Below are 19910 nucleotides of genomic sequence, written 5' to 3'. Positions count from 1 at the left end.
AGTCGAGGTCCCGCAGTCGTTCGCCTTGGTATTGGACTGGCTTTATCGCACCCCCGCACAATTGACTCCCCCAAATTAGACAGGTATTACATTTTAGGAGGTCAAGGAGGTGCTCTTAAACTGGTGCCGGGTGACTAAGGTCGAAGCAGATGCATGGCGTGAGAAAGGTGCTAACGAACCGATATTCCGCGAAGCGGCGTGGGATGCGCGAGCTGCGGTAGGAAGGGATGCGCAAGTGCGCATCTACGACAACGCCGTGGATCTAACACTGGCGATCATTGGCTTCATTCGAAGCCAGAGACACCTGGCGATTGAGCAGCATCTGGCCGGGCGTGTCCTGAGGAACGAGAGAGTGGCGTCGCTCGTACGTGAGGCATGCATGCAGGCCTGTGCGCACGTCATCGCCTTCGAGTCGATCATCAAGCACAAACCCGTCGATAAGCACGAAAAGGTCATTCGGACGCCCGATGATTTCTTGGCGGGCGAATACCAGCCAATGCACCAGATGGCCAGTCTGCTGACCTGGCGTGCCAAGATCGCGGGCCTGCCGACTCACATCAACATCATGGTGTTGCACGACATCTCCACGCGGTTCGATACGAAGTACGCGTGGACAAGCCTATGGACCCACCCAGACAAAGATCCGCAGGTTAACGCACGTCGTGGATTCCAGAGTAAATCAACGATGCGTCACAACGTCGGTACGGTCAATGAGGATACGCCGTGGGCCGAGCGCGCCCGATTCCACGACCACCCGGTTTGGGCCGGGCCTTCAGGCACCACGGAAACGCTATGCCGGTTCCTGGCGGAGACCTTAGGCTTGCCTCCCGATCATGTCCTGGCTTGCGCTTATGCTCTTTTTGCCTTGTGGGCGTCGGACCACTACCGCAAAACACTCACGCCCATTCACCATCTCTTCGGCGTCATGACGGGAGCTGCCGAGTATCTTCCACCTAGCCACCAGCGCGCATGCTTGCCATTGCATATGCAGACTTACCTGACGGAGTTCCTCGAAAAAGGTGCAAAGCGCGCGACGGCCGGCCCGAGGGTCACTGGCGCATCGAGTTCGTCGAGTTCAACGGGGATGGGAGCTGGAGCATGGAAGATGTCAAAGCTCTGAGTGCTCACTGTCCGGTGGGGCATTGCGCCCTTTCGGGAATCGATTGACGCTCGAGGGGTATCCACTCCCGAAACTACTCACCTTTCGACGGCGATGCCAAGGAAGCTACCGATGAAAGCGACAAATCACGTACGCGTATCCGCAGTTTCGACTACTGCGAATGCACTGCGGCGGCTCCCGTAGAAGCTCACCTTCGGCTTGAACGGACGTCGTCGGCGGCGTCTACCGCTTCTTGCGCATGGCGGCTTTTGCCGTCGATCCGCGCACTTGCAGCGTCGCCGGCACTTCGTGGCCGCCCGCGTCGCCGTTGCCTTTCAACACGTCGAGCAGGTGTTGTGCGGCGATTCGGCCGATCTGTTCGGTGTCCACTCGCATCGTCGTTAGCGCAGGGTGGATCTCCCTTGCCATGGCGACGTCGTCGAAACCCGTGATCGACAGTTCGCGCGGCACGTCGATGCCGAGTGCTTGCGCTTCGAGCAGCGCACCGATCGCGAGGGCATCGTTGCCGCACATGATGGCCGTGGGCCGGGCGGGCGATTCCTGCCAAATGGAACGCATGCTTTCGCGGCCGAAGGCGATCGTCGCGTGTCCTTCGCGCACGTTCTCCGGGCGGACGGCGAGCCCCTGGCGCTCGAGCGCTTCGCGTATGCCGCGCACGCGCGCTTGTACGCGATCGTTGCCGAGCGCCGGCTGCATCACGACGCCAAAGCTCCGATGTCCCAATTCGACGAGATAGTTCGTCAGGCCGAGGAAGGCCGCATGATTGTCGAAGCCGATGCAAGGATGCGGACTGTCTTGCCTGTAGGCGTACAGCACGACGTAGGGCACGCGATACTGCCTAAGTGCCTCGAACAGTTCGGGCGGATGCGCTTCACCGACGACCGCCAACGCTTCGACCCCGCGTGCGAGCATCGCCTGCACTTGCGTGAGCGCCTGCGCCGGATCGTAATTCGAACAGCCGAGAAAAAGCGTAATGCCCTGCGCCCCGAACACAGCTTGCATACCCGCAACCTGCGAGGCGAAAACCTGATCGTCCAACGTCGGAATGACGGTTCCCGCGATATGCGTGCGCGTCGAAGCCAGCGCGCGGCCTGCCGCATTCGGAATCCAGTTCAACTCGAGCGCGGCTTGGCGCACGCGCGCCTGAATTTCGGCAGATACCTTGCCTGGCTCGTTGTAGACGCGGGACACGGTAGCTGTCGACACACCCGCGAGCCGGGCGACGTCGCTCAATACCGCACGGCCGGTGGAGCGGCGTGCCCGCGGCGAAGGCGCGGGGGAGGCTGAGGGGCGGCTCATCGTGGGCGGAATCTGTTCAGTGCTCGGTCTGCGGTATTCACGTATACCCCCGGGTGCCGATCGAGGCACTTGCATCCAACCGGCATCTTGCTGAGAATGTAAGCGCTATCTTACCCCGACTCCGAACGGCAGCCAATCCGGCCGAGGCAGAGAGTGCACGAGGGAGACGCACCGATGCGTCCGTCCGAGTGTGGGCGGAGGGTCCGTCGGTTGAAATGTAAGCGCTAACATAAACATGGAGACACGAGCATGAGCGATATCCAGGAACAGCCCGTTCCGCGCCGCGTGCGCCGGGCGCAGACGATCTCGTTGGCCTTGCTGATGGTGAGCGGCATCGTCAACTACCTCGACCGCGGCACGTTGTCGATCGCAAGTCCGGCGATTCGCGGAAGCCTCGGGTTGTCGCTCGTGCAGATGGGCGTGCTGCTATCCGCTTTCTCGTGGAGCTACGCGCTGTGTCAACTGCCGGTGGGCGGGCTCGTCGACCGCATCGGGCCGCGCCGCTTGCTGGGCGCGGGGCTCATCATATGGTCGATCGCGCAAACGGCGGGTGGGCTCGTCGGGACATTCGGCGCGTTCATCGCCGCCCGCATCGTGCTCGGTATCGGCGAGGCCCCGCAGTTTCCGTCGGCGGCGCGCGTCGTGGCGAACTGGTTTCCGCTGCGGGCGCGGGGCACCCCCACCGGCATCTTCAACGCCGCATCGCCGCTGGGCACCGCGCTTGCCCCGCTTTGCCTGTCGGTGGTGATCGCCTCGTTCGGCTGGCGTACCGCTTTCATCGCAACGGGCGCGCTCGGCCTCGTCGTCGCCGTCGTCTGGCTGGCCGTATATCGCGATCCGCAAGCACTGCGTCTGACCGACGACGAGCGCCGCTATCTCGAGGCCGGCGACACTCCGGTGGTCCGCCGCCGGCTCAGCGTCGCCGAATGGCGTCAGCTGTTTTCGCATGGCGAGACGTGGGGAATGCTGCTTGGCTTCTTCGGCTCCGTGTACTTGAACTGGGTGTATCTGACCTGGCTACCCGGCTATCTCACGCTGGAACGTCACATGAGCCTCGTGCGCACGGGCTTCGCCGCTTCGGTGCCGTTCCTCTGCGGATTCCTCGGCGCGCTCATGGCGGGCTGGTTCTCGGACGTCATCACGAAGCGCAGCCGCTCGCCCGTGGCGAGCCGCCGCAATGCGGTGGTCATCACGATGCTCGGCATGGTTGCGTTCACGATTCCTGTGCCGCTCGTTCAAAGCAACGTGGTGGCGCTTGCCTGCATCTCGGTCGTCATCTTTTTGGCGAATGCGGCTTCCGCGTGCTCGTGGGCGCTAGCGACGGCCGTCGCACCGTCCGACCGAGTCGCGTCGCTCGGTGCGATCCAGAACTTCGGCGGCTTCCTCGGCGGCGCCCTGGCACCGATCGTGACCGGCTATATCGCCCAAGTCTCGTCGTTCGTGCCCGCGCTGCTGACGGCAGCCGGTGTCGCATTTGCCGGCGCCATCGCCTATTTGGCCCTCGTGCGCAAACCCATACCCGAGCAGGACGGCACCGAAGCCAGCACCGCTTTGCCTGCTTGATAGGAGGCGCTCGTTTTCAGCGCCGGCAGGATCGTTCACCCAAAGGAGGGAATATGTCAGCCGTCTCGCATCCATCCACTGTCATCGAGGGCATCGTGCCGGTGATGCTCACGCCATTTCACGACAGCGGCCGGATAGATTACGCGGGCCTCGAACGTCTGATCGATTGGTATCTAGCGCACGGGTCCGATGCACTCTTCGCCGTTGCGCAGTCGAGCGAGATGCAGTTTCTGAGCCTCGCGGAACGCGGGGAGCTCGCGCGCTTCGTCGTCGAGCGCGTGGCGGGGCGCGTGCCGGTCGTGGCGTCCGGTCACATCAGCGACGATCTCGACGCTCAGGTCGAAGAGCTCAACGTTGCGGCCGCGTCAGGCGCGCAGGGGGTCGTGCTCGTCACTAACCACCTCGATCCCGCACGCGCCGGTACGGACGCGTTTTTGGCCAATCTGCGGCATTTGCTTGCGCGCCTGCCGTCGGACGTGCCGCTCGGTTTGTACGAATGTCCCGCACCCTACCGGCGCTTGCTCAGCGATGACGAGCTGAAAGCCTGCATCGACACGGGCCGCTTCGTCATGCTGAAGGACGTGAGCTGCGATCTCGCGACCGTGAAGCGCCGCGTGAAGCTCGCCGAAGGCTCGCCTTTGAAAATTCTCAATGCGAACGCGGCCATTGCATGGGATGCGATGAAAGCCGGGTCGGCCGGGTTCAACGGCGTATTCGCGAATTTTCATCCCGATCTCTATCAATGGCTGCGCACCCGCAGCGCCACGAATCCCGCGCTTGCCGAAGAGTTGTCGATTTTCCTCGTCGTTGCGGCGGTATCCGAAACGCTCGGCTATCCCGCGCTCGCCAAGCTTTACCACCAACGCATCGGCACCTTCTCGTCGATTCGCTGCCGTGCGATCGATTACGACGTGCGGGAGCGTTTCTGGGCGCTCGATGCCGTGCTGGACAAGATCGTCGCGGGCACCGAGCACTTCCGCGCTCGCATTCGAGCGCAGCAGCAAGCGTGAGTCGCACCGCGCTCGATGACGTCGTAAGGCCATACCGCCCCGGCGCTACCGAGCCCTAGACACTCCCGAAAACGCTCACCTTTTATCGGCCGCCGCCCGCTATACGACCTCGCCGGGACCGGAAAGGTGAGGGTTTTCGGGAAGAGAACGGTTTGCGGCGAAGCGAGTGCACGTTCGACTGCCGGCCGCAGCCCCCTCACAGGTGAGCTTTTCCGGGGCCGCAAAACACGCTGGTGACCGCCTTGACGGCAAGCGCGCCACCGAATCCGGACCGAGGCTTCGCCGAAAGCGCCGCTTGGTCGGCCGCGCATTGTCGTTACTCCACAGCGAGTGAAAAAAAGAAGCGGCTCTCCGAGGGCAACGCAGCGCGGCCCCTCGGACACCGCTGCGTCTTTCGAATCGCACGGACGCGATCGAAAACCGCTTCCAGATCGCGTCGCCGCGTGGCCGCAGGCGATTCCTGGCAGGCTCGGCCATGCCCCGCCTGCATCTCTCGGCGCTCGCCGTCATCGTGTGGCACAGGCTGTGCTTATTCTCCCTTTCAAGCATTTGTCTCGCCGCTTCGAACGGCGAGCGTGAGGAGCAGTGCGCCATATGGGGGTCGCCAACGCATTCCGGCCATCTGCTCTGCGGCAGCTGGTCCGAGCCTCTACGTTTTGCCCTGCGCGGCCGTTTTTCCTGCGGACGAAGACGTCGCGGCATCGTTCCCGAAACGCCGGTTACGGCTCGACACGCCATGTCGGCCGATCGCCGTCGGTCTTTACGCGCCCTCAGCCTCTGTTCGCTGTGGATCGGAACACGGACATCTTATGAGCGACGTATTTAGCCTGCCGCCCGGTAAAAACGAGGGCGATTTCCTATCCGGCGGGGGCGAGCTCGGAAAGCTCATCCGCGCCTACGATTGGCGCTCGACGCCGCTCGGCGATCCCGAAACGTGGCCTCAGAATCTGAAGCTCGCGCTGCGCATCATCCTCAACTCTCGCCAGCCGATGTGGATCGGCTGGGGGACGTCGCTCATCTATTTCTATAACGATGCCTATCTGTCGATCGTAGGCGGCAAGCATCCGTGGGCGCTCGGCCGGCCGACCGCCGACGTCTGGCACGAGCTCTGGGACGACATCGGGGAAATGCTCGAGCTCGCAATGACCGGCCGCGAAGCGACATACGTGCAAGCGCAGCCTTTGATCATGGAGCGCAACGGTTATCCCGAGGAAACGTACTACACGTTCTCTTATAGCCCGATTCCGAACGACGACGGCAGCATCGGCGGAATCATCTGCGCGAACACGGACGATACGCAGCGCGTAATCGGCGAGCGGCAGCTTGCGCTGTTGCGCGATCTGGCCGCGGGGGCGGCCGATGCACGTACCTGGCAGGAGGCGAGCGAATGCAGCGTGCGCGCGCTCGCCCGCGACGGCCGTGATTTGCCTTTTGCGATGCTCTATCTCGCCGAGCCCGGTGCGGACGGCATCAAGCTCGCCGGTGCGTCGGGCATCGAGGCGGGACACGAAGCGGCGCCGGAACATCTATCGACGGATGGCGCCGAGCTATGGCCCGTGCAGGAAGCGTTGCGCATCCATCGGCCCATCCTCGTGCCGAATTTGCGCGAGCGCGTCCGGACACCGCTGCCTCGTGGCCCATGGCACGAGCCGCCGGCTCAGGGCGTCGTGGTGCCGATCTTGCCCTCGGGCGACACCGGGCGCGCGGGTGCGCTCGTCGTCGGGTTGAATCCGTTCCGCTTGTTCGACGAGCACTATCGTGGCTTCCTGAGCCTCGTCGCCGGTCAAATCGGCGCCGCCGTGGCGCACGCACAGGCCTATGAGGACGAGCGCCGGCGCGCAGAGGCGCTCGCGGAAATCGACCGTGTGAAAACGGCGTTTTTCTCGAACGTCAGCCACGAATTCCGTACGCCGCTGACGCTGATGCTCGGGCCGATCGAGGACGCGCTCGGCGAGGCGGCGCCCGCACCGTCCGCACCATCCGCGGCCGCGCAGCGAGAGCGCCTCCTGACGGCGCACCGCCACGGCCTGCGTCTGCTCAAGCTCGTCAATTCCCTGCTCGATTTTTCGCGGATCGAGGCGGGGCGCGTGATGGCGACGTTCGAACCGACCGACCTTGCAAAGCTGACGGCCGAACTCGCGTCGAACTTCGAATCGGCGACCGACCGTGCGCGGCTCGCGCTTTCGATCGCGTGCGAGCCGTTGCCGCAACCGGTCTACGTCGATCGGGACATGTGGGAGAAGATCGTCCTGAACCTGCTGTCGAATGCGTTCAAATTCACGTTCGAAGGGGAGATCGGCGTTCGGACGCGGCTCGCGGCCGACGGCACGGCAGCCGAAGTCGTCGTACGCGATACGGGCGTCGGCGTTCCGGCGCGCGAGCTGCCGCGGCTGTTCGAGCGCTTTCATCGCGTCGAAGGGCAGCGCAGCCGCTCGTTCGAAGGGTCGGGCATCGGGCTCGCGCTCGTTCAAGAACTCGTCAAACTGCACGGCGGCACGATCGCCGTCGAGAGCGAGGTGGGGCGCGGCACGACGTTCACGCTGCGGCTGCCGTTCGGCTGCGCCCATTTGCCGGCGGAGCACGTCGGTACGGCGCGCAGTTCTTCCGCGCGCGTCGCCCGTGCGGATGCCTACGTGGAGGAAGCGCTGCGCTGGCTCCCCGAGAGCGACGCGCAGGGGGCCGAGCGCGGCGAGGCTGAACCGGTCGAGCGTGACCAGGAAATGTCTCAATGGTCGTTCGGCCGAGGCACGAAGGGCGAGCGCGTCTTGGTCGTCGACGACAACGCCGACATGCGCGACTACATCGGCCGTTTGCTCAGTTCGCGCTGGGAGGTGGAGACGGCTACCGACGGCCGCGCGGCGCTCGATGCCATCCGCAGGCGCAAACCGGATCTGATTTTGACGGACGTGTTGATGCCCGTGCTCGACGGCTTCGGCTTGTTGCGTGAGATACGCGCCGATGCCCAACTGCGTCATTTGCCGGTCGTCATGCTTTCGGCGCGAGCCGGCGAAGAGGCGCGAGTCGAGGGGCTCGAACTGGGCGCCGATGATTATTTGACGAAGCCCTTCTCGTCGCGCGAACTGTTGGCTCGCGTGAGTGCGAACCTCGAAATGGCACGCTTGCGGCGCGATGCGACGCGCGACCTGCTCGAAAGCGAGGCGCGTTTTCGCAACATGGCCAATCATGCGCCCGTGATGATGTGGGTCAGCGATCCCACCGGTTCCTTGACCTATTTGAATCGGCTCTGGTGCGAGTTCACGGGGCAATCGCTCGACGAGGCGTTGGGCACCGGCGCGTGGGAAGCTTTGCATCCCGAGGATCGCAAGCAGTATGAAGCTTCTTTCGCGGCGGCGAACGCGAACGGCGAGACGTTCAGTGCGGAATGCCGCGTGCGCCGCTCCGACGGTGTCTATCGTTGGGCCCTCAGCGCCGCCGCACCGCGTTTCGGCGACGACGGCGCGTTTCTCGGCTATATCGGCTCGATCGTCGACATCACGCATCGCAAAGAAGCCGAACGGATCTTGCAGGAAGCGAACATGGTGCTCGAGCGGCGCGTGGCGGCGGCCATTGCCGAGCGAGTGCATACGGAGGCGCAATTGAGGCAGGCTCAGAAGATGGAGGCGATCGGCAAGCTGACCGGTGGCGTCGCGCATGATTTCAACAACGTGTTGCAGGTGATCGCCGGCAATCTGCAATTGCTCAGCCGCGACGTAGCCGGTAACTTGCGCGCCGAGCAACGCTTGCAGACGGCGATTGCGGCAACGTCGCGCGGCTCGCGCCTTGCCTCTCAATTACTTGCATTCGGACGCCGGCAGCCGCTCTCGCCGAAGACCGTGAATCTCGGCCGCTTGATCCGCGGCATCGACGACATGTTGCGCCGCTCGCTGGGCGAAAGCGTGGAGATCGAAACGGTCATTACCGGCGGGTTGTGGAATACGTTCGTCGATACCGTCCAAGTCGAAAACGCGCTGCTCAATCTAGCGATCAACGCGCGCGATGCGATGCAAGGGCAGGGCAAGCTCACGATCGAAGCGGGCAATGCATTCCTCGACGACACCTACGTCGCGCGGCACGGCGACGTGGCGGCCGGGCAATACGTGATGGTGGCCGTCACGGATACCGGATGCGGCATTCCGGCCGAGTTGCTCGAGCGCGTCTTCGAGCCGTTCTACACGACGAAGCCGGAGGGACAAGGCACGGGCCTCGGCTTGAGCATGGTCTACGGTTTCGTGAAGCAATCGGGCGGTCATATCAAGATCTATAGCGAAGTCGGGCACGGCACCACCGTGCGCATTTACCTGCCGCGCGCGCGGCAACCGGAAGACGTCGAGACCGACATCGAGACGGGCCCGATCACGGGTGGAAGCGAGACGGTGCTCGTCGTCGAGGACGATGAAGACGTGCGCGGCACCGTCGTCGATTTGCTGTCGGAGCTCGGCTATCGCGTGCTACGTGCGAAGGATGCGCTCAGCGCGTTGGCGATCGTCGAAAGCGGCGTGCCGATCGATCTGCTGTTCACCGACGTCGTCATGCCGGGCCCGCTCGGCAGCCCCGAGCTTGCGCGCAAGGCGCGCGAACGTCTGCCGAACATCGCGGTGCTGTTCACGTCCGGGTACACCGACAACGCCATCGTTCATGGCGGGCGCCTCGACGAGGGCGTCGATTTGCTCAGCAAGCCCTATAGCCGGGAGGCGATGGCACGCAAGATTCGCCATGTGCTGCGCACTCAGCCGCGCGGTCAAATCCCCGCGCCCGCTCAGTTGCCGGTCCTGACGCCGCCCGAGCAGGAAGCGTTGCCCGCCGCTTCGCGATTGACGGCGCGCGTGCTGCTCGTCGACGACGATGCGATGGTGCGCTTCACGACGGCCGATATGCTTGGTTATCTGGGGCATGCCGTCACGGAGGCGGGCGACGCGACGGAGGCGCTGCGGCTGCTCAGCGAGCATGCGTACGACGTCATCGTCACCGACATCTCCCTGCCCGATTTGTCGGGCGACGAACTAGCCATGCGTGCGCTTGCGTTGCAGCCGGGCCTGCGCGTGATATTCGCGACAGGCTACGACGCGCTGCCCGAGGACAGCAATCATCAAGCGCTCGCCGGTGCGATGCTGCTGCGCAAGCCGTACAACAAGGAGCGGATCGAGGAGGCGATGAACTCGGCCATCGCGGCTCGGCTGGCGGCCGGCGCTTCGCACGCGCCGATCGAAGAACGCGCCGCTCCGGCGGGTGCCGAACCGAAGCCCGCGAAGCCCATGCCGTCGATATGAAACGCGCCTCGTCACGGTTCGGTCGAGCATGAGGTGCAGCCGTCGCGTTGCTTCGCTCGCGTTCTAGGTTCACGCAAGCAAACGCTCAAAGGTGAGCGCTTCCGGGACCCGGCAGCGCAGCGATCGTGGCGGTGTGCCGTCTCCCGAAAAGGCTCACCTTTCAAAACGTTTTAAGGGATAAGGTGAGCATTTTCGGGAACGGCATCCTGCTATGTATCGTCCTGGCTCGATCAGCCGATCCGCATGATTAATAGGACTGCGTTGTAGGAATTATCGAATGGCTGCGTGAAAGCGATTATGAGAGAAAAATGGCTATGTCGGTGATCGCACGTTAATCGTGGCCGAAAGAACCCACAATGCTCATGCCGATCGCGCGCGTGCCGTGGCGAGAGCGCTGGCCATGCGCCGGGGCGCGGCTCGGAGCGTGGCCCGCCTCCCGGCCCTCAGCAAACGTGTGACGATAGCGAACTTCCGGCGGCGCGGCCCGCTTGGAAACGTGCTCGCCGGTGGTTGGAACGTTCCATGCATGGGAATTTGCGCAGTGGCTTTTTGCTGCTTTTGCTTTTTGTTGATTTTGTATCGATAATTCGAGTCGACACCGCCTGATGACGATCGTGCGCTGCCTTCCCGGCATGCGCCTGTGGACGGCTGCAACCTTTCGGCCGCGAGTCGAGTATGATTCGGCTCGGGTCAGCGGGGGCGATTTAGCCACCCCCGCATCAACCATAACCGGAATCATCGATGGAACAGCTTGAAGGCGAAGCTCGCGAACGGTTGATTCGCTGGCTGCGACGCCGCATGGAAGAGTACGGCATTACCGTGGAAGCCGTCGCCGAATCGATTGCCGCCGATAAGGAGGCGGAACGGCCCATCCTTTATCGTGACGCGATGGGCAATACGTGGGATGGCTATGGGGACCCGCCCGATTGGCTGCGCCGAGCCGTCGCGGCCGGCCAGCATATGGATTTCTACCGCTGCGAGAGCTGACGCGCGCGCGGCGTCATTCCTCGAGGGCCGTTTTGGCGGCGGCCTTTTCGCCAGGCCAGTGATTTTCGTAGAGGCATTCGCTGATGGGCATTCGCGCGGCCCATCGTTCGAGCTCCAGCATCGGCTTCGGATAAAAGGCCTCGACATGGCCGAGACAGAGTATGGCCACCGGTTTGGCGCCGGACGGCATCCGCATGAGCGTGCGTACTTCGTCGACGTCGAACAGCGACACCCAGCCCATCCCGAGCCCTTCCGCGCGTGCGGCGAGCCACATGTTCTGGATCGCGCAGGCGACCGATGCGAGATCCATTTCGGGCAGGGTGCGTCTCCCGAATACGTGGCGTTCGCGGCCGTCCATCAACGCCATGACGAGCAGCTCGCCGCAGTCGAGCATGCCTTCGACTTTCAGCCGCATGAACTCATCGTGCCGCTCGCCGAGCGCATTGGCCGTGCGTATGCGCTCGCGCTCCACCGCCGCGTGCAGCGCCGCGCGCAACGCCGCATCGGTCACGCGGCCGATCCGCCAAGGCTGCATATAGCCGACGCTCGGCGCGTGGTGAGCGGCATCGATCAAGCGGGCGAGGACATCGGGGTCGACGTCCCCGCGCACGAAGTGCCGCATGTCGCGGCGTTCGTAAATCGCGCGATATATGGCAGCGCGTTCATTATCGTCAAATGGCATTGCCATGGAAGTGGAGCGGTTATCTGCAAGCGCCGCGAGGGCGGCAATACCCGAAGTGTAAAGCGCCCGACCCCAGCGCGCACGGCGAGTGCGCTTCGCCGTCCCCGAGAACGGTCCGATACTTTCTACTTGTGCAGAGTCTGGCGCAGCGATGCGACGTCGTTGCCGCTGATGGGCTGCGCTACGTTGCCCCAAGCGCTTCTGACGTAGGTCAGCGCGTCGGCCAATTGCGCGTTCGAGAGGGTGCCGCCGAAGGCGGGCATTCGTTGTCGCGGGGGGCCACCCAGCGTCTCTGGGCTGTTGCCGCCCTCGACGATGAGGCGGATCAGCGACGTCGTGTCTTTCGCGAGCACCGACGGGTTCCCCGCAAGCGCGGGGAATACCTCCGGCACGCCCTTGCCGTCATCGCCGTGACATTTCGCGCAAAACGATTGATAGACCACGTAACCGAGCGATTGTGAATCCGCGACGCGATTGCCGTTCGTGCTTGCGCGCGCGGGTTGCATGGCCGGTGCGTAGGTGCCCGACGGCTGCCGGGGCGGCAGGCTTTTCAGGTAGTGCGCGATCGCCAGCAAATCCGCGTCCGAGTAGTACTGCATGCTGTCTTCGATCTGCTCGACCATGCTGCCGTATGCCACGTTGCCGCGAGCATGCCCGGTCTTGAGGAAGCGCGCGATGTCGGCTTCGCTCATGCGCCCGAGCCCGGACCCGGCATCGCCCGTCAGATTCGGCGCGAACCAGTGATCGTTGATGCCGCCCGTCAGAAAGCGAGACGCCGATTCGTCATAGCCGCGCTCGTTGTAACCCCATCCGCGCGGCGTATGGCAGGCACCGCAGTGCCCGAGCGACTGCACGAGGTACGCGCCGCGTGTCCATTGCGGATCGCTCGGTGCATGAGACTTGAACCCGCCATGGGGCATGAAGACGAACTGCCAGCCGTACAGCGTCCAGCGCTGATTGAAGGGGAAGGCGACGTCGGCCGGTTCGTTCGGCTTCGCGACCGGTGCGACACGCTGCATGAGAAAGGCGTAAAGCGCACGCAGGTCCTCGTCCGACATCTTCGAGAATTCCGGGTAAGGCATCGCCGGATAAAGTGCCTTTCCACCCGGCGCAACGCCGTGCCGAACGGCGCGGTCGAACTCTTGATAGCTATAGCGGCCGATGCCGTATTGCCGATCGGGCGTGATGTTGCTGGTCTTGATGGTGCCGAACGGCGAAGCCATGCCGAGCCCGCCGGCAAACGGAGCACCTCCGTCGGGGGCCGTGTGGCAGCCTGCGCAATCGGCCGCCTTGGCGACGTACTCGCCATGGGCGAGCAACGCGGCATCGGCGGCGACGGGCGCCTCGGGGGCTGGCGGCGCGCCATGTTTCGAGCCGCTCATGGCGATCGCGAGGATGGCGGGCAGCGTCAGCACGAATAAGTCCGTGGCCATGCGCGGCGGCTTTTTCATGATGTTCGTTTCCCCGAAGCAAGGCGGTCTTGCGCGGCGAGTGCCGGCCAACGGCTCGGCCTCGTGGCGCTATGTCCGCGGCTGACCCATCGCGATGCGACCGCCAACGCGCCGGCCAGATAGGCCACCGCGCCGGGGATCCACATGATGAGGCCGCCGAGTTGTTGGTCGTGGAGCGGGTCGATGCCGAGCGCGCTCGCGGACTCGATGTACGACGGGTACCAGATGCCGGGCGCCAGCGCGATCAATGCGCCCAGTGCGCCCGTGTGGACCATCGTCGTGAACAAGGACAGCATCGCGGAGCCGCTGCCGTGCCGCGTGGCACCCGCGCCCACGATGCCGTGCCAAAGCAGTAGCGCCGTAAGCAAGAAGCTCGCGTGCTGCAACGTATGAACGACCGGATCGGCGACCGCGGCCTCGAACAATGCGGGCACGTGCCACAACCAGAGCGCAGCGGCGTGAAGCATCCATGCCGACAGCGGCGAGGCGAGCCGCCCCCAACACGCGGCCCATTGCCGCGAGCGCACGGCCCGCCCGAACGCCACGCGCGCCGCATGCGGAAACGCCCACAGCATGATGCCGAGCGGGCGCCCCAGTATCACGAGCGGCGCACAGACGAGCATCATTGCCTCATGCTCGACCATATGCGCCGAGAACAGTGCAGCGCTGAGCGCGCCGAGCGGCGAGAGCAGCACGAGTGCCAACGCGCTCCATCCGGCACCGAACGCAGCGGCTTGCATTCGGCGCGCGGCGCGTCCGGCGGCACCACGCCGATCGAGGCGAACGAAGCCGACGCCGTAAAGGCCGATGCTGATCGCAAGCAACGTCGTGACCCAAAGCGGAAACTGCCAGCCGAACACGGGAGTGCCTGCCGCCGTTACGGTCAGTTCGTGCGCGTGTGCCGGCACGCACTGCGCAGCCGCGCAGGCAACGGACAGCACGCGCGCCGCAATGCGCCGACGGCGCTGGACTAGAGGCAAGGCGAAAGCAGCCATTGCGGAAACCACATCGTCAACTGAATCAGCGTGCAAAGCGCGCCGACGACCATCGCGGCCAACGCTAACGATGCCGTGCGTGCGTTGCGCGCATCGTAGCTTGCGGGAAACGGCGCCGACGTTGCACGCCACCGATTGAACGCCGCTATCGTCGCGATAGCCGAGAAGACGAAACCGAGTGCGCTCACCGCGCACAAAGGGGCAGGCGTCCCCCAACGGCAGGCGAACTGCACCAACATATAGTCGGCGCTTTGTGCGCCCAGCACGACGGTGGGCGCGGCCAGCAAACCGAGCCAAGTCTTCATCGCTGCGATGCCTCCTCGCCCGGTCCGGTCATGGGTGGATCCGCGGCGCAATGTAGATGACCGCATAGATCGGCAGCCAACTCAATACGACGAAATACCAATAGAGCGCGTTTTCGCTCGCATCGACGAAGCGCTTGCCTTGGAACGGCCCGACGTAAAGCAAGACCGCAAGCACGGCCGTATCGATCGTATCCGTGACGAGATGGGTCGTATGCAGCCCGAGCAAGAACCAAACGATCGATCCATAGGCGTTCGCATACCAGGTCACGTTCAGCGACGCGAACTCGAACGTACGGACGACGAGGAACGCGATCGCGAACAGGAGGCAGACGACGAGCCAAGCGCGCGTGGCGCCTCGATCACGCCGCTGGGCGGCGCGCTTGACGAACGCGTTGGGCACCATGCTGACGGCGAGCACGATCGTGTTGAGCGTGCCCCATCGCCAGTCGGGCGGCGGTGCGTTCAGGGGCCAAGCGGCGTTGATGTCGCGCAGATAGAAATACATGGCGATGCCGATCGCGAAGCCCGTGCTTTCGATCAGCATCAAACCTGACGTTGCCCACCATAGGAGGCTGCGGGCGCCGAAGCCGAAGCTCGGCAAATGTCGAACGTCGATCGCGTCGGAGGCAGCGGACATGGCGAAATCGCTGCCGGCGCTCGTGGTCGATCCCGTGTTCATGGTTCGCGCTCCAGGGCAACGGCACCTGCGTTTTCGCGATGCGTCGGCCAAAACCAGGCGGTCAACGCCGCAACGACCGGAATGGAACCCCATACGATGGCCCACGGCGTGAACACCGAACCGATGAACAGCACCGTCGTCGCGATCGCGCTGACGAACGGCCAGATCGAGGGCGTGGGAAACAGCGAGCGCAAATCGGGCTCGGCATCGAGGACGGTCGTGACGAGCACCTCGCGAGAGTCGGCTGCGAGCCCGGACACGTAGGCCGGCGCGGCGGGCGGATCCCATAGCGGTTCGCGGCCGTGTACGACGGGCACGGCGTCGAAGTTGTGCGGCGGCGGTGGGCTGGGCGTGCTCCATTCGAGCGTGCCTGCGCCCCACGGGTCGTTCCCCGCCCGTGCGCCGAGGCGATACGACCACGCGACGTTGACGAGAAACAGCGCGATGCTGAGCGCGATCATGACCGCCCCGACGCTGGCGGTCATGTTCATGCTCGACCAGCCCATCCCGCTGGGATAAGTCCACACGCGGCGCGGCATGCCGTGCAGACCGAGCAGATGCATCGGGAAAAAGGTGACGTTGAAGCCGATGAAGAAGAGCCAAAACTGCCAGCGGCCCATGCGTTCGCCGAGCAGTCGGCCCGTGATTTTCGGAAACCAGTAGTAGAAGGCGCCGAACAGCGGAAAGACGGCGCCGCCGAGCAGCACGTAGTGCAGATGCGCGACGACGAAGTACGTGTCATGCAATTGCAGATCGAGCGGGACGGCGCCTAGCATGATGCCCGTCATGCCGCCGATGACGAGGATGAAGAAGAACGCGAGCACGAACCGCAGCGGCGCCTTCACGTCGAGCCGGCCCGTTACGAGTGTCGCGATCCAGCAATAGATCTGTATTCCCGACGGTACGGCAATCATGACGCTAGCCGCCGTGAAAAAGCTCTTGCCGAGCGCTGGGATGCTCGTCGCGAACATATGGTGAACCCACAACCCGAACGCGAGAAATGCGGTGGCGACGAGAGCGAGCACGATGGCGGTATAGCCGAATATCGGCCGGCGCGCGAAGGTCGGCAGAATCGACGAGATGAAGCCGAGCGCCGGAATGAAAATGAGGTACACCTCCGGGTGGCCGAAGAACCAGAACAGGTGTTGCCAGAGCAGCACGTCGCCGCCGAGCGAAGGATTGAAGAATTGCGTGCCGACGAGCCGGTCGAGAATCAGGGACGTGCTGGCGAGCATGATCGACGGCATCGCGAAGATGACCATGAACTGTGTCACGAGCGTGGCCCAGGCAAAGAGCGGCATGCGGTTCAACGACATGCCGGGCGCCCGCATCTTGAGGATCGTCGTGATGAGAATGACGGCTTCGAGCAGTCCCGACAATTCGGTGAACGTGATCATCTGCGCCCAGATGTCCGGGCCTTTGCCGAGCCCATAGTTCGGCCCTGACAGCGGCACGTAGCTGAACCAGCCCGCTCGAGGCGCCGCGCCGAGCAGCGCGAACACGTAGAGCGTTATCCCGCCGAACAGGAACATCCAGTAGGCGTAGGCGTTCATGCGCGGAAACGCGATGCTGCGCGCGCCGATCATCAACGGAATCAGATAGCCGGCAACCGCCTGCATCACGGGCACGGCGAACAGGAACATCATCGTCGTGCCGTGCAGCGTGAACAGCGCGTCGTAGGTGTCCGGCCCGACGACATGGTTGCCGGGGCGCGAGAGCTGCAGGCGCATGACGAGCGCCAGCACGCCGGCGAGCAAGAAGAACGCAAACGTCGTGGCGATGAAGCGCCGGGCGATCGTCTTGTGGTTGATCGCCGCTAGTGCGCCGAGCCAGCCGGGCGGATCCGCCCAGGTGAGGGCCAGCGCCCGGCGCACCGTCTCGGGTGCCTCGGGGCCGTCGAAGAGACGCGGGCCGGGCTGCGGCCCGGAAAGAGCGGCGCGTTCGGTCATTTCAGTGTCGTCAACCAGGCAACGAGCGTTTGGAGATCAGGCGCGGAGAGCGGCACGGCCGGCATCGTCGTGCCCGGTTTGACCGCACCCGGGTCGCGAATCCATCGCGTCAAGTCGGCGGCGTCGTTCGGAAGGACGCCCGCGGCGATCGTTTGCCGGCTCATCAAGTGGGTGAGGTCCGGCCCGAGCCGCCCGACGGCACTCGTGCCGCGAACGGTATGGCAATTCGCGCATGCTGACTGCTCGAACACTCGCATGCCGCGGGCGGCGTGCGCGTCGGCCGGGACGGGCGCCGCACTCGCACTTTGCGCCGTCGCCCAGGCCGCATAGCGGTCGGGCGGCTCGGCCACGACCCGCAATGCCATCCGCGCGTGTTCGGCGCGGCAGAACTCGGCGCAAGGACCGTCGTAGGTCCCTGCGCGGTCGGCTCTTAGTTCGATCGTCGAAGTGATGCCGGGCAGCAGATCCTTCTTGCCGTGCAGGTTCGGCACCCAAAAGCTATGGATGACGTCGCCGCCGTGCAGCGTGATGACGATCGGCCTGCCCACGGGGATATGCAGCTCATTGGCCGTGGCGAACGCCGCATGTGCGTGGTCGGTGGCATAGCGAGCTTGCCACCACCACTGCCATCCCGTCAGATCGATGTGCAGCGCATCGGCATCAGGGAGCTTCGACAACGCGCGGTCGGTCAACACGTCGGCGACGATGAGACCCACCAACAGGAAGACCGAGAGCATGCTGACGCAGACGACGGCGCGCCGTGTGCGGCGCTCCGGCGTCACGTTGACGGACAGGTCCGGCGGCGTGGCGGGGGTGGCGCCGCGGCGCCGCATGAGCGCAAAGAGGACACCGATCAGCACGGCGGCGAAGACGCATCCGCAAACGATCAGCGTCAACTGCCAGAGGCGGGCGATGTGTTCGGCCTGAATGCCGGCCGGCGCAAGCGCACTATGCTCGAGCGGGGCAGCCGGGCGCGCGAGCGGCATTGCCGTTGCGATGCTCGGCACGGCCCTTGCGACGACATGCCGGCCGCGCGGGAGCAACAGGCGCACGGTCGGCGGCCTGAGGCAGTGGATCGAGGCGCGCGGTCTGTTCATGAGGCGGCGTGGTGCATGCAGGCGGACGCGTTGCAGACAGCAGGTTCCATTCCCGATTTGCGTGCGGCGAGCGGCTTAGGCGGATACTGTCGAAAGCCTTGAACGCTGCCAAACTTGACGTGTATTCATTCGAAGTGAGACCGCATGGAACGCGTGTGCTCGGCGGCAACGGTCCGTCGTCGGTCTCCAAGCGAGGCTTGATCATGAACGACACGCCTGTGTCGGAGCGCGAGCGCAGTCGGAGTGCGCGCACGGCGTCGCAGGTTCGCGAAGCGCTTGCCGGCCGCCGGCGCGGCGTGCATTTGCTGCTGCCGTTCGCGGGGCCGGCGGTGGTCGTTTCCGTGGCCTATATGGACCCGGGCAACCTCGCGACGAACCTGCAGGCCGGCGCCGGCTACGGCTATGCGCTGCTGTGGGCCGTGCTGTTCGCAAACGCCGCGGCGATGCTGTTTCAGGCCGTTTCGGCGCGGCTCGGCGTCGTGACCGGCGTGAGCCTCGCCAAGCTCTGCGCGGGCAGATTGCCGCGGCCCGTTGCGCTCGCGATGTGGGCGATCAGCGAGGTTGCTGCGATGGCGACCGACCTTGCCGAATTCCTGGGCGGCGCGATTGGGTTTTCGCTGCTGGCGCGCATTCCGTTGCTGGTCGGCATGACGATCACGGCGGTGCTCACCTGGTGGCTGCTGTTGCTGCAAAGACGCGGCTTTCGTCCGATCGAAGTCGCCATCGGCGCGCTCGTCGGCTTGATCGCCGTCGCCTATGTCGCGCAGCTCTTGTTCGTCGGTGCGCCGTGGCGCCCGGTGTTGCACGGCATGTTCGTCCCGGTGGTGCCCGATCGGGAGGCGCTTGTCGTCTGCGCCGGCATCGTCGGGGCGACGATCATGCCGCATGCGCTGTTCTTGCATTCGGGACTGAGCGGCGAGCGCGTCGTGCCGCGGAGCGAGGACGAGCGCGCGACACTCGTCCGCTATGCGAACGCAGAAACGGTGATTGCGCTGACAGTGGCGGGGCTCGTCAACATGGCGATGGTCATCATGGCGTGCGGTGCGTTTCACAATGGGCATCGCGAGATGACCGAGATCGGTGCGGCCTATCGCACGTTGACGCCGCTGTTCGGCTCGATGGCAGCGGGTTTGTTTTTGACGTCGCTGATGGCATCGGGCATTTCCAGTTCGGTCGTCGGCACGATGGCGGGACAGATGATCATGCAGGACTTTCTAGGCGTCTCCCTGCCGCTGTGGCTGCGGCGCCTCGTGACGATGGTGCCGAGCTTCATCGTCGTCGCGCTCGGCGTTGGCGTGACGCGCGCGCTGGTCCTGAGCCAGGTCGTGCTGAGCTTCGCGGTGCCGGTGCCGATGCTGGCGTTGATCAGATTCGCGAGCAGCCGGCGACTCATGGGCGAGCATCGGTTGGGGCGCGCGATGCTGCTGCTGGCCGTGGCGGTATTAATCATCGTCGTGGCGATGAATGCGCTGTTGCTTGGGCAGACGTTGAGCGGGCCATAACCGG

General features: G+C 64.6%; 14 protein-coding genes. 6 read left to right on the top strand and 8 right to left on the bottom strand.

Translation table 11 applies throughout. The annotated features are described in order from the left end of the window. The first annotated feature begins 109 nt into the window (after positions 1 to 109). On the top strand, positions 110 to 1120 hold the full coding sequence (locus ACTHNZ_RS23080; RefSeq protein ID WP_440544903.1) for a hypothetical protein: 1011 nt from the start codon (positions 110 to 112) through the stop codon (positions 1118 to 1120). A 222-nt stretch (positions 1121 to 1342) separates the two neighbouring features. Here the strand turns inward: ACTHNZ_RS23080 and ACTHNZ_RS23075 are convergent, their stop codons facing one another. Next, positions 1343 to 2419, bottom strand: a complete 1077-nt coding sequence (locus ACTHNZ_RS23075; protein WP_440544902.1) for a LacI family DNA-binding transcriptional regulator — start codon at positions 2417 to 2419, stop codon at positions 1343 to 1345. A 249-nt stretch (positions 2420 to 2668) separates the two neighbouring features. Here ACTHNZ_RS23075 and ACTHNZ_RS23070 point away from each other — a divergent pair, with 249 nt between their 5' ends. From ACTHNZ_RS23070 to ACTHNZ_RS23055, 4 genes are all read left to right on the top strand, one after another. Continuing rightward, entirely contained in the window at positions 2669 to 3982 is a 1314-nt protein-coding gene (locus tag ACTHNZ_RS23070; RefSeq protein WP_440544901.1) for an MFS transporter, read from the top strand. Positions 3983 to 4035: 53 nt separating this feature from the next. Further along, positions 4036 to 4992, top strand: coding sequence for a dihydrodipicolinate synthase family protein (locus ACTHNZ_RS23065; protein ID WP_440544900.1), 957 nt, complete (start codon positions 4036 to 4038; stop codon positions 4990 to 4992). Between the two features lie 809 nt (positions 4993 to 5801). After that, on the top strand, positions 5802 to 10259 hold the full coding sequence (locus tag ACTHNZ_RS23060; RefSeq protein WP_440544899.1) for a response regulator: 4458 nt from the start codon (positions 5802 to 5804) through the stop codon (positions 10257 to 10259). 741 nt (positions 10260 to 11000) lie between these two features. After that, complete coding sequence (locus ACTHNZ_RS23055; RefSeq protein WP_440544898.1) at positions 11001 to 11246, top strand: H-NS family nucleoid-associated regulatory protein; 246 nt, start codon at positions 11001 to 11003, stop codon at positions 11244 to 11246. A gap of 13 nt (positions 11247 to 11259) precedes the next feature. On the opposite strand, the gene bluB is transcribed toward ACTHNZ_RS23055, so the two are convergent. The 7 genes from bluB to ACTHNZ_RS23020 all read right to left on the bottom strand — a co-directional run bounded on the left by bluB (position 11260) and on the right by ACTHNZ_RS23020 (position 18293). After that, positions 11260 to 11934: a 5,6-dimethylbenzimidazole synthase gene (bluB, locus tag ACTHNZ_RS23050; protein WP_440544897.1), complete on the bottom strand. Its 675-nt coding sequence runs from the start codon at positions 11932 to 11934 to the stop codon at positions 11260 to 11262. 119 nt (positions 11935 to 12053) lie between these two features. Next, on the bottom strand, positions 12054 to 13379 hold the full coding sequence (locus ACTHNZ_RS23045; RefSeq protein ID WP_440544896.1) for a c-type cytochrome: 1326 nt from the start codon (positions 13377 to 13379) through the stop codon (positions 12054 to 12056). Beyond that, positions 13376 to 14359, bottom strand: a complete 984-nt coding sequence (locus ACTHNZ_RS23040; protein WP_440544895.1) for a cytochrome c oxidase assembly protein — start codon at positions 14357 to 14359, stop codon at positions 13376 to 13378. Before ACTHNZ_RS23040 ends, ACTHNZ_RS23045 begins: the two co-directional genes overlap by 4 nt. Next, positions 14350 to 14679 (bottom strand): hypothetical protein, encoded by a 330-nt coding sequence (locus tag ACTHNZ_RS23035; protein WP_440544894.1) that lies wholly within the window; start codon positions 14677 to 14679, stop codon positions 14350 to 14352. Before ACTHNZ_RS23035 ends, ACTHNZ_RS23040 begins: the two co-directional genes overlap by 10 nt. A gap of 28 nt (positions 14680 to 14707) precedes the next feature. Continuing rightward, complete coding sequence (locus tag ACTHNZ_RS23030) at positions 14708 to 15316, bottom strand: cytochrome c oxidase subunit 3 (protein ID WP_440544909.1); 609 nt, start codon at positions 15314 to 15316, stop codon at positions 14708 to 14710. A 38-nt stretch (positions 15317 to 15354) separates the two neighbouring features. Beyond that, positions 15355 to 17307, bottom strand: a complete 1953-nt coding sequence (ctaD, locus tag ACTHNZ_RS23025) for a cytochrome c oxidase subunit I (RefSeq protein WP_440544893.1) — start codon at positions 17305 to 17307, stop codon at positions 15355 to 15357. Next, a complete protein-coding gene (locus tag ACTHNZ_RS23020) occupies positions 17304 to 18293 on the bottom strand; it encodes a cytochrome c oxidase subunit II (protein WP_440544908.1) in 990 nt (329 codons plus the stop codon). Before ACTHNZ_RS23020 ends, ctaD begins: the two co-directional genes overlap by 4 nt. Positions 18294 to 18607: 314 nt before the next feature. On the opposite strand from ACTHNZ_RS23020, the gene ACTHNZ_RS23015 reads away from it, so the two are divergent. Then, positions 18608 to 19906, top strand: coding sequence for an Nramp family divalent metal transporter (locus ACTHNZ_RS23015; RefSeq protein ID WP_440544892.1), 1299 nt, complete (start codon positions 18608 to 18610; stop codon positions 19904 to 19906). Positions 19907 to 19910 lie beyond the last annotated feature (4 nt).

The sequence above is a fragment of the Trinickia sp. genome, from assembly GCF_051953955.1.
In the GTDB taxonomy this organism is placed as follows: Bacteria; Pseudomonadota; Gammaproteobacteria; order Burkholderiales; family Burkholderiaceae; genus Trinickia.
The sequence above is the reverse complement of the archived record's forward strand: the minus strand, read 5'-3'. Positions and strand labels throughout refer to the sequence as shown.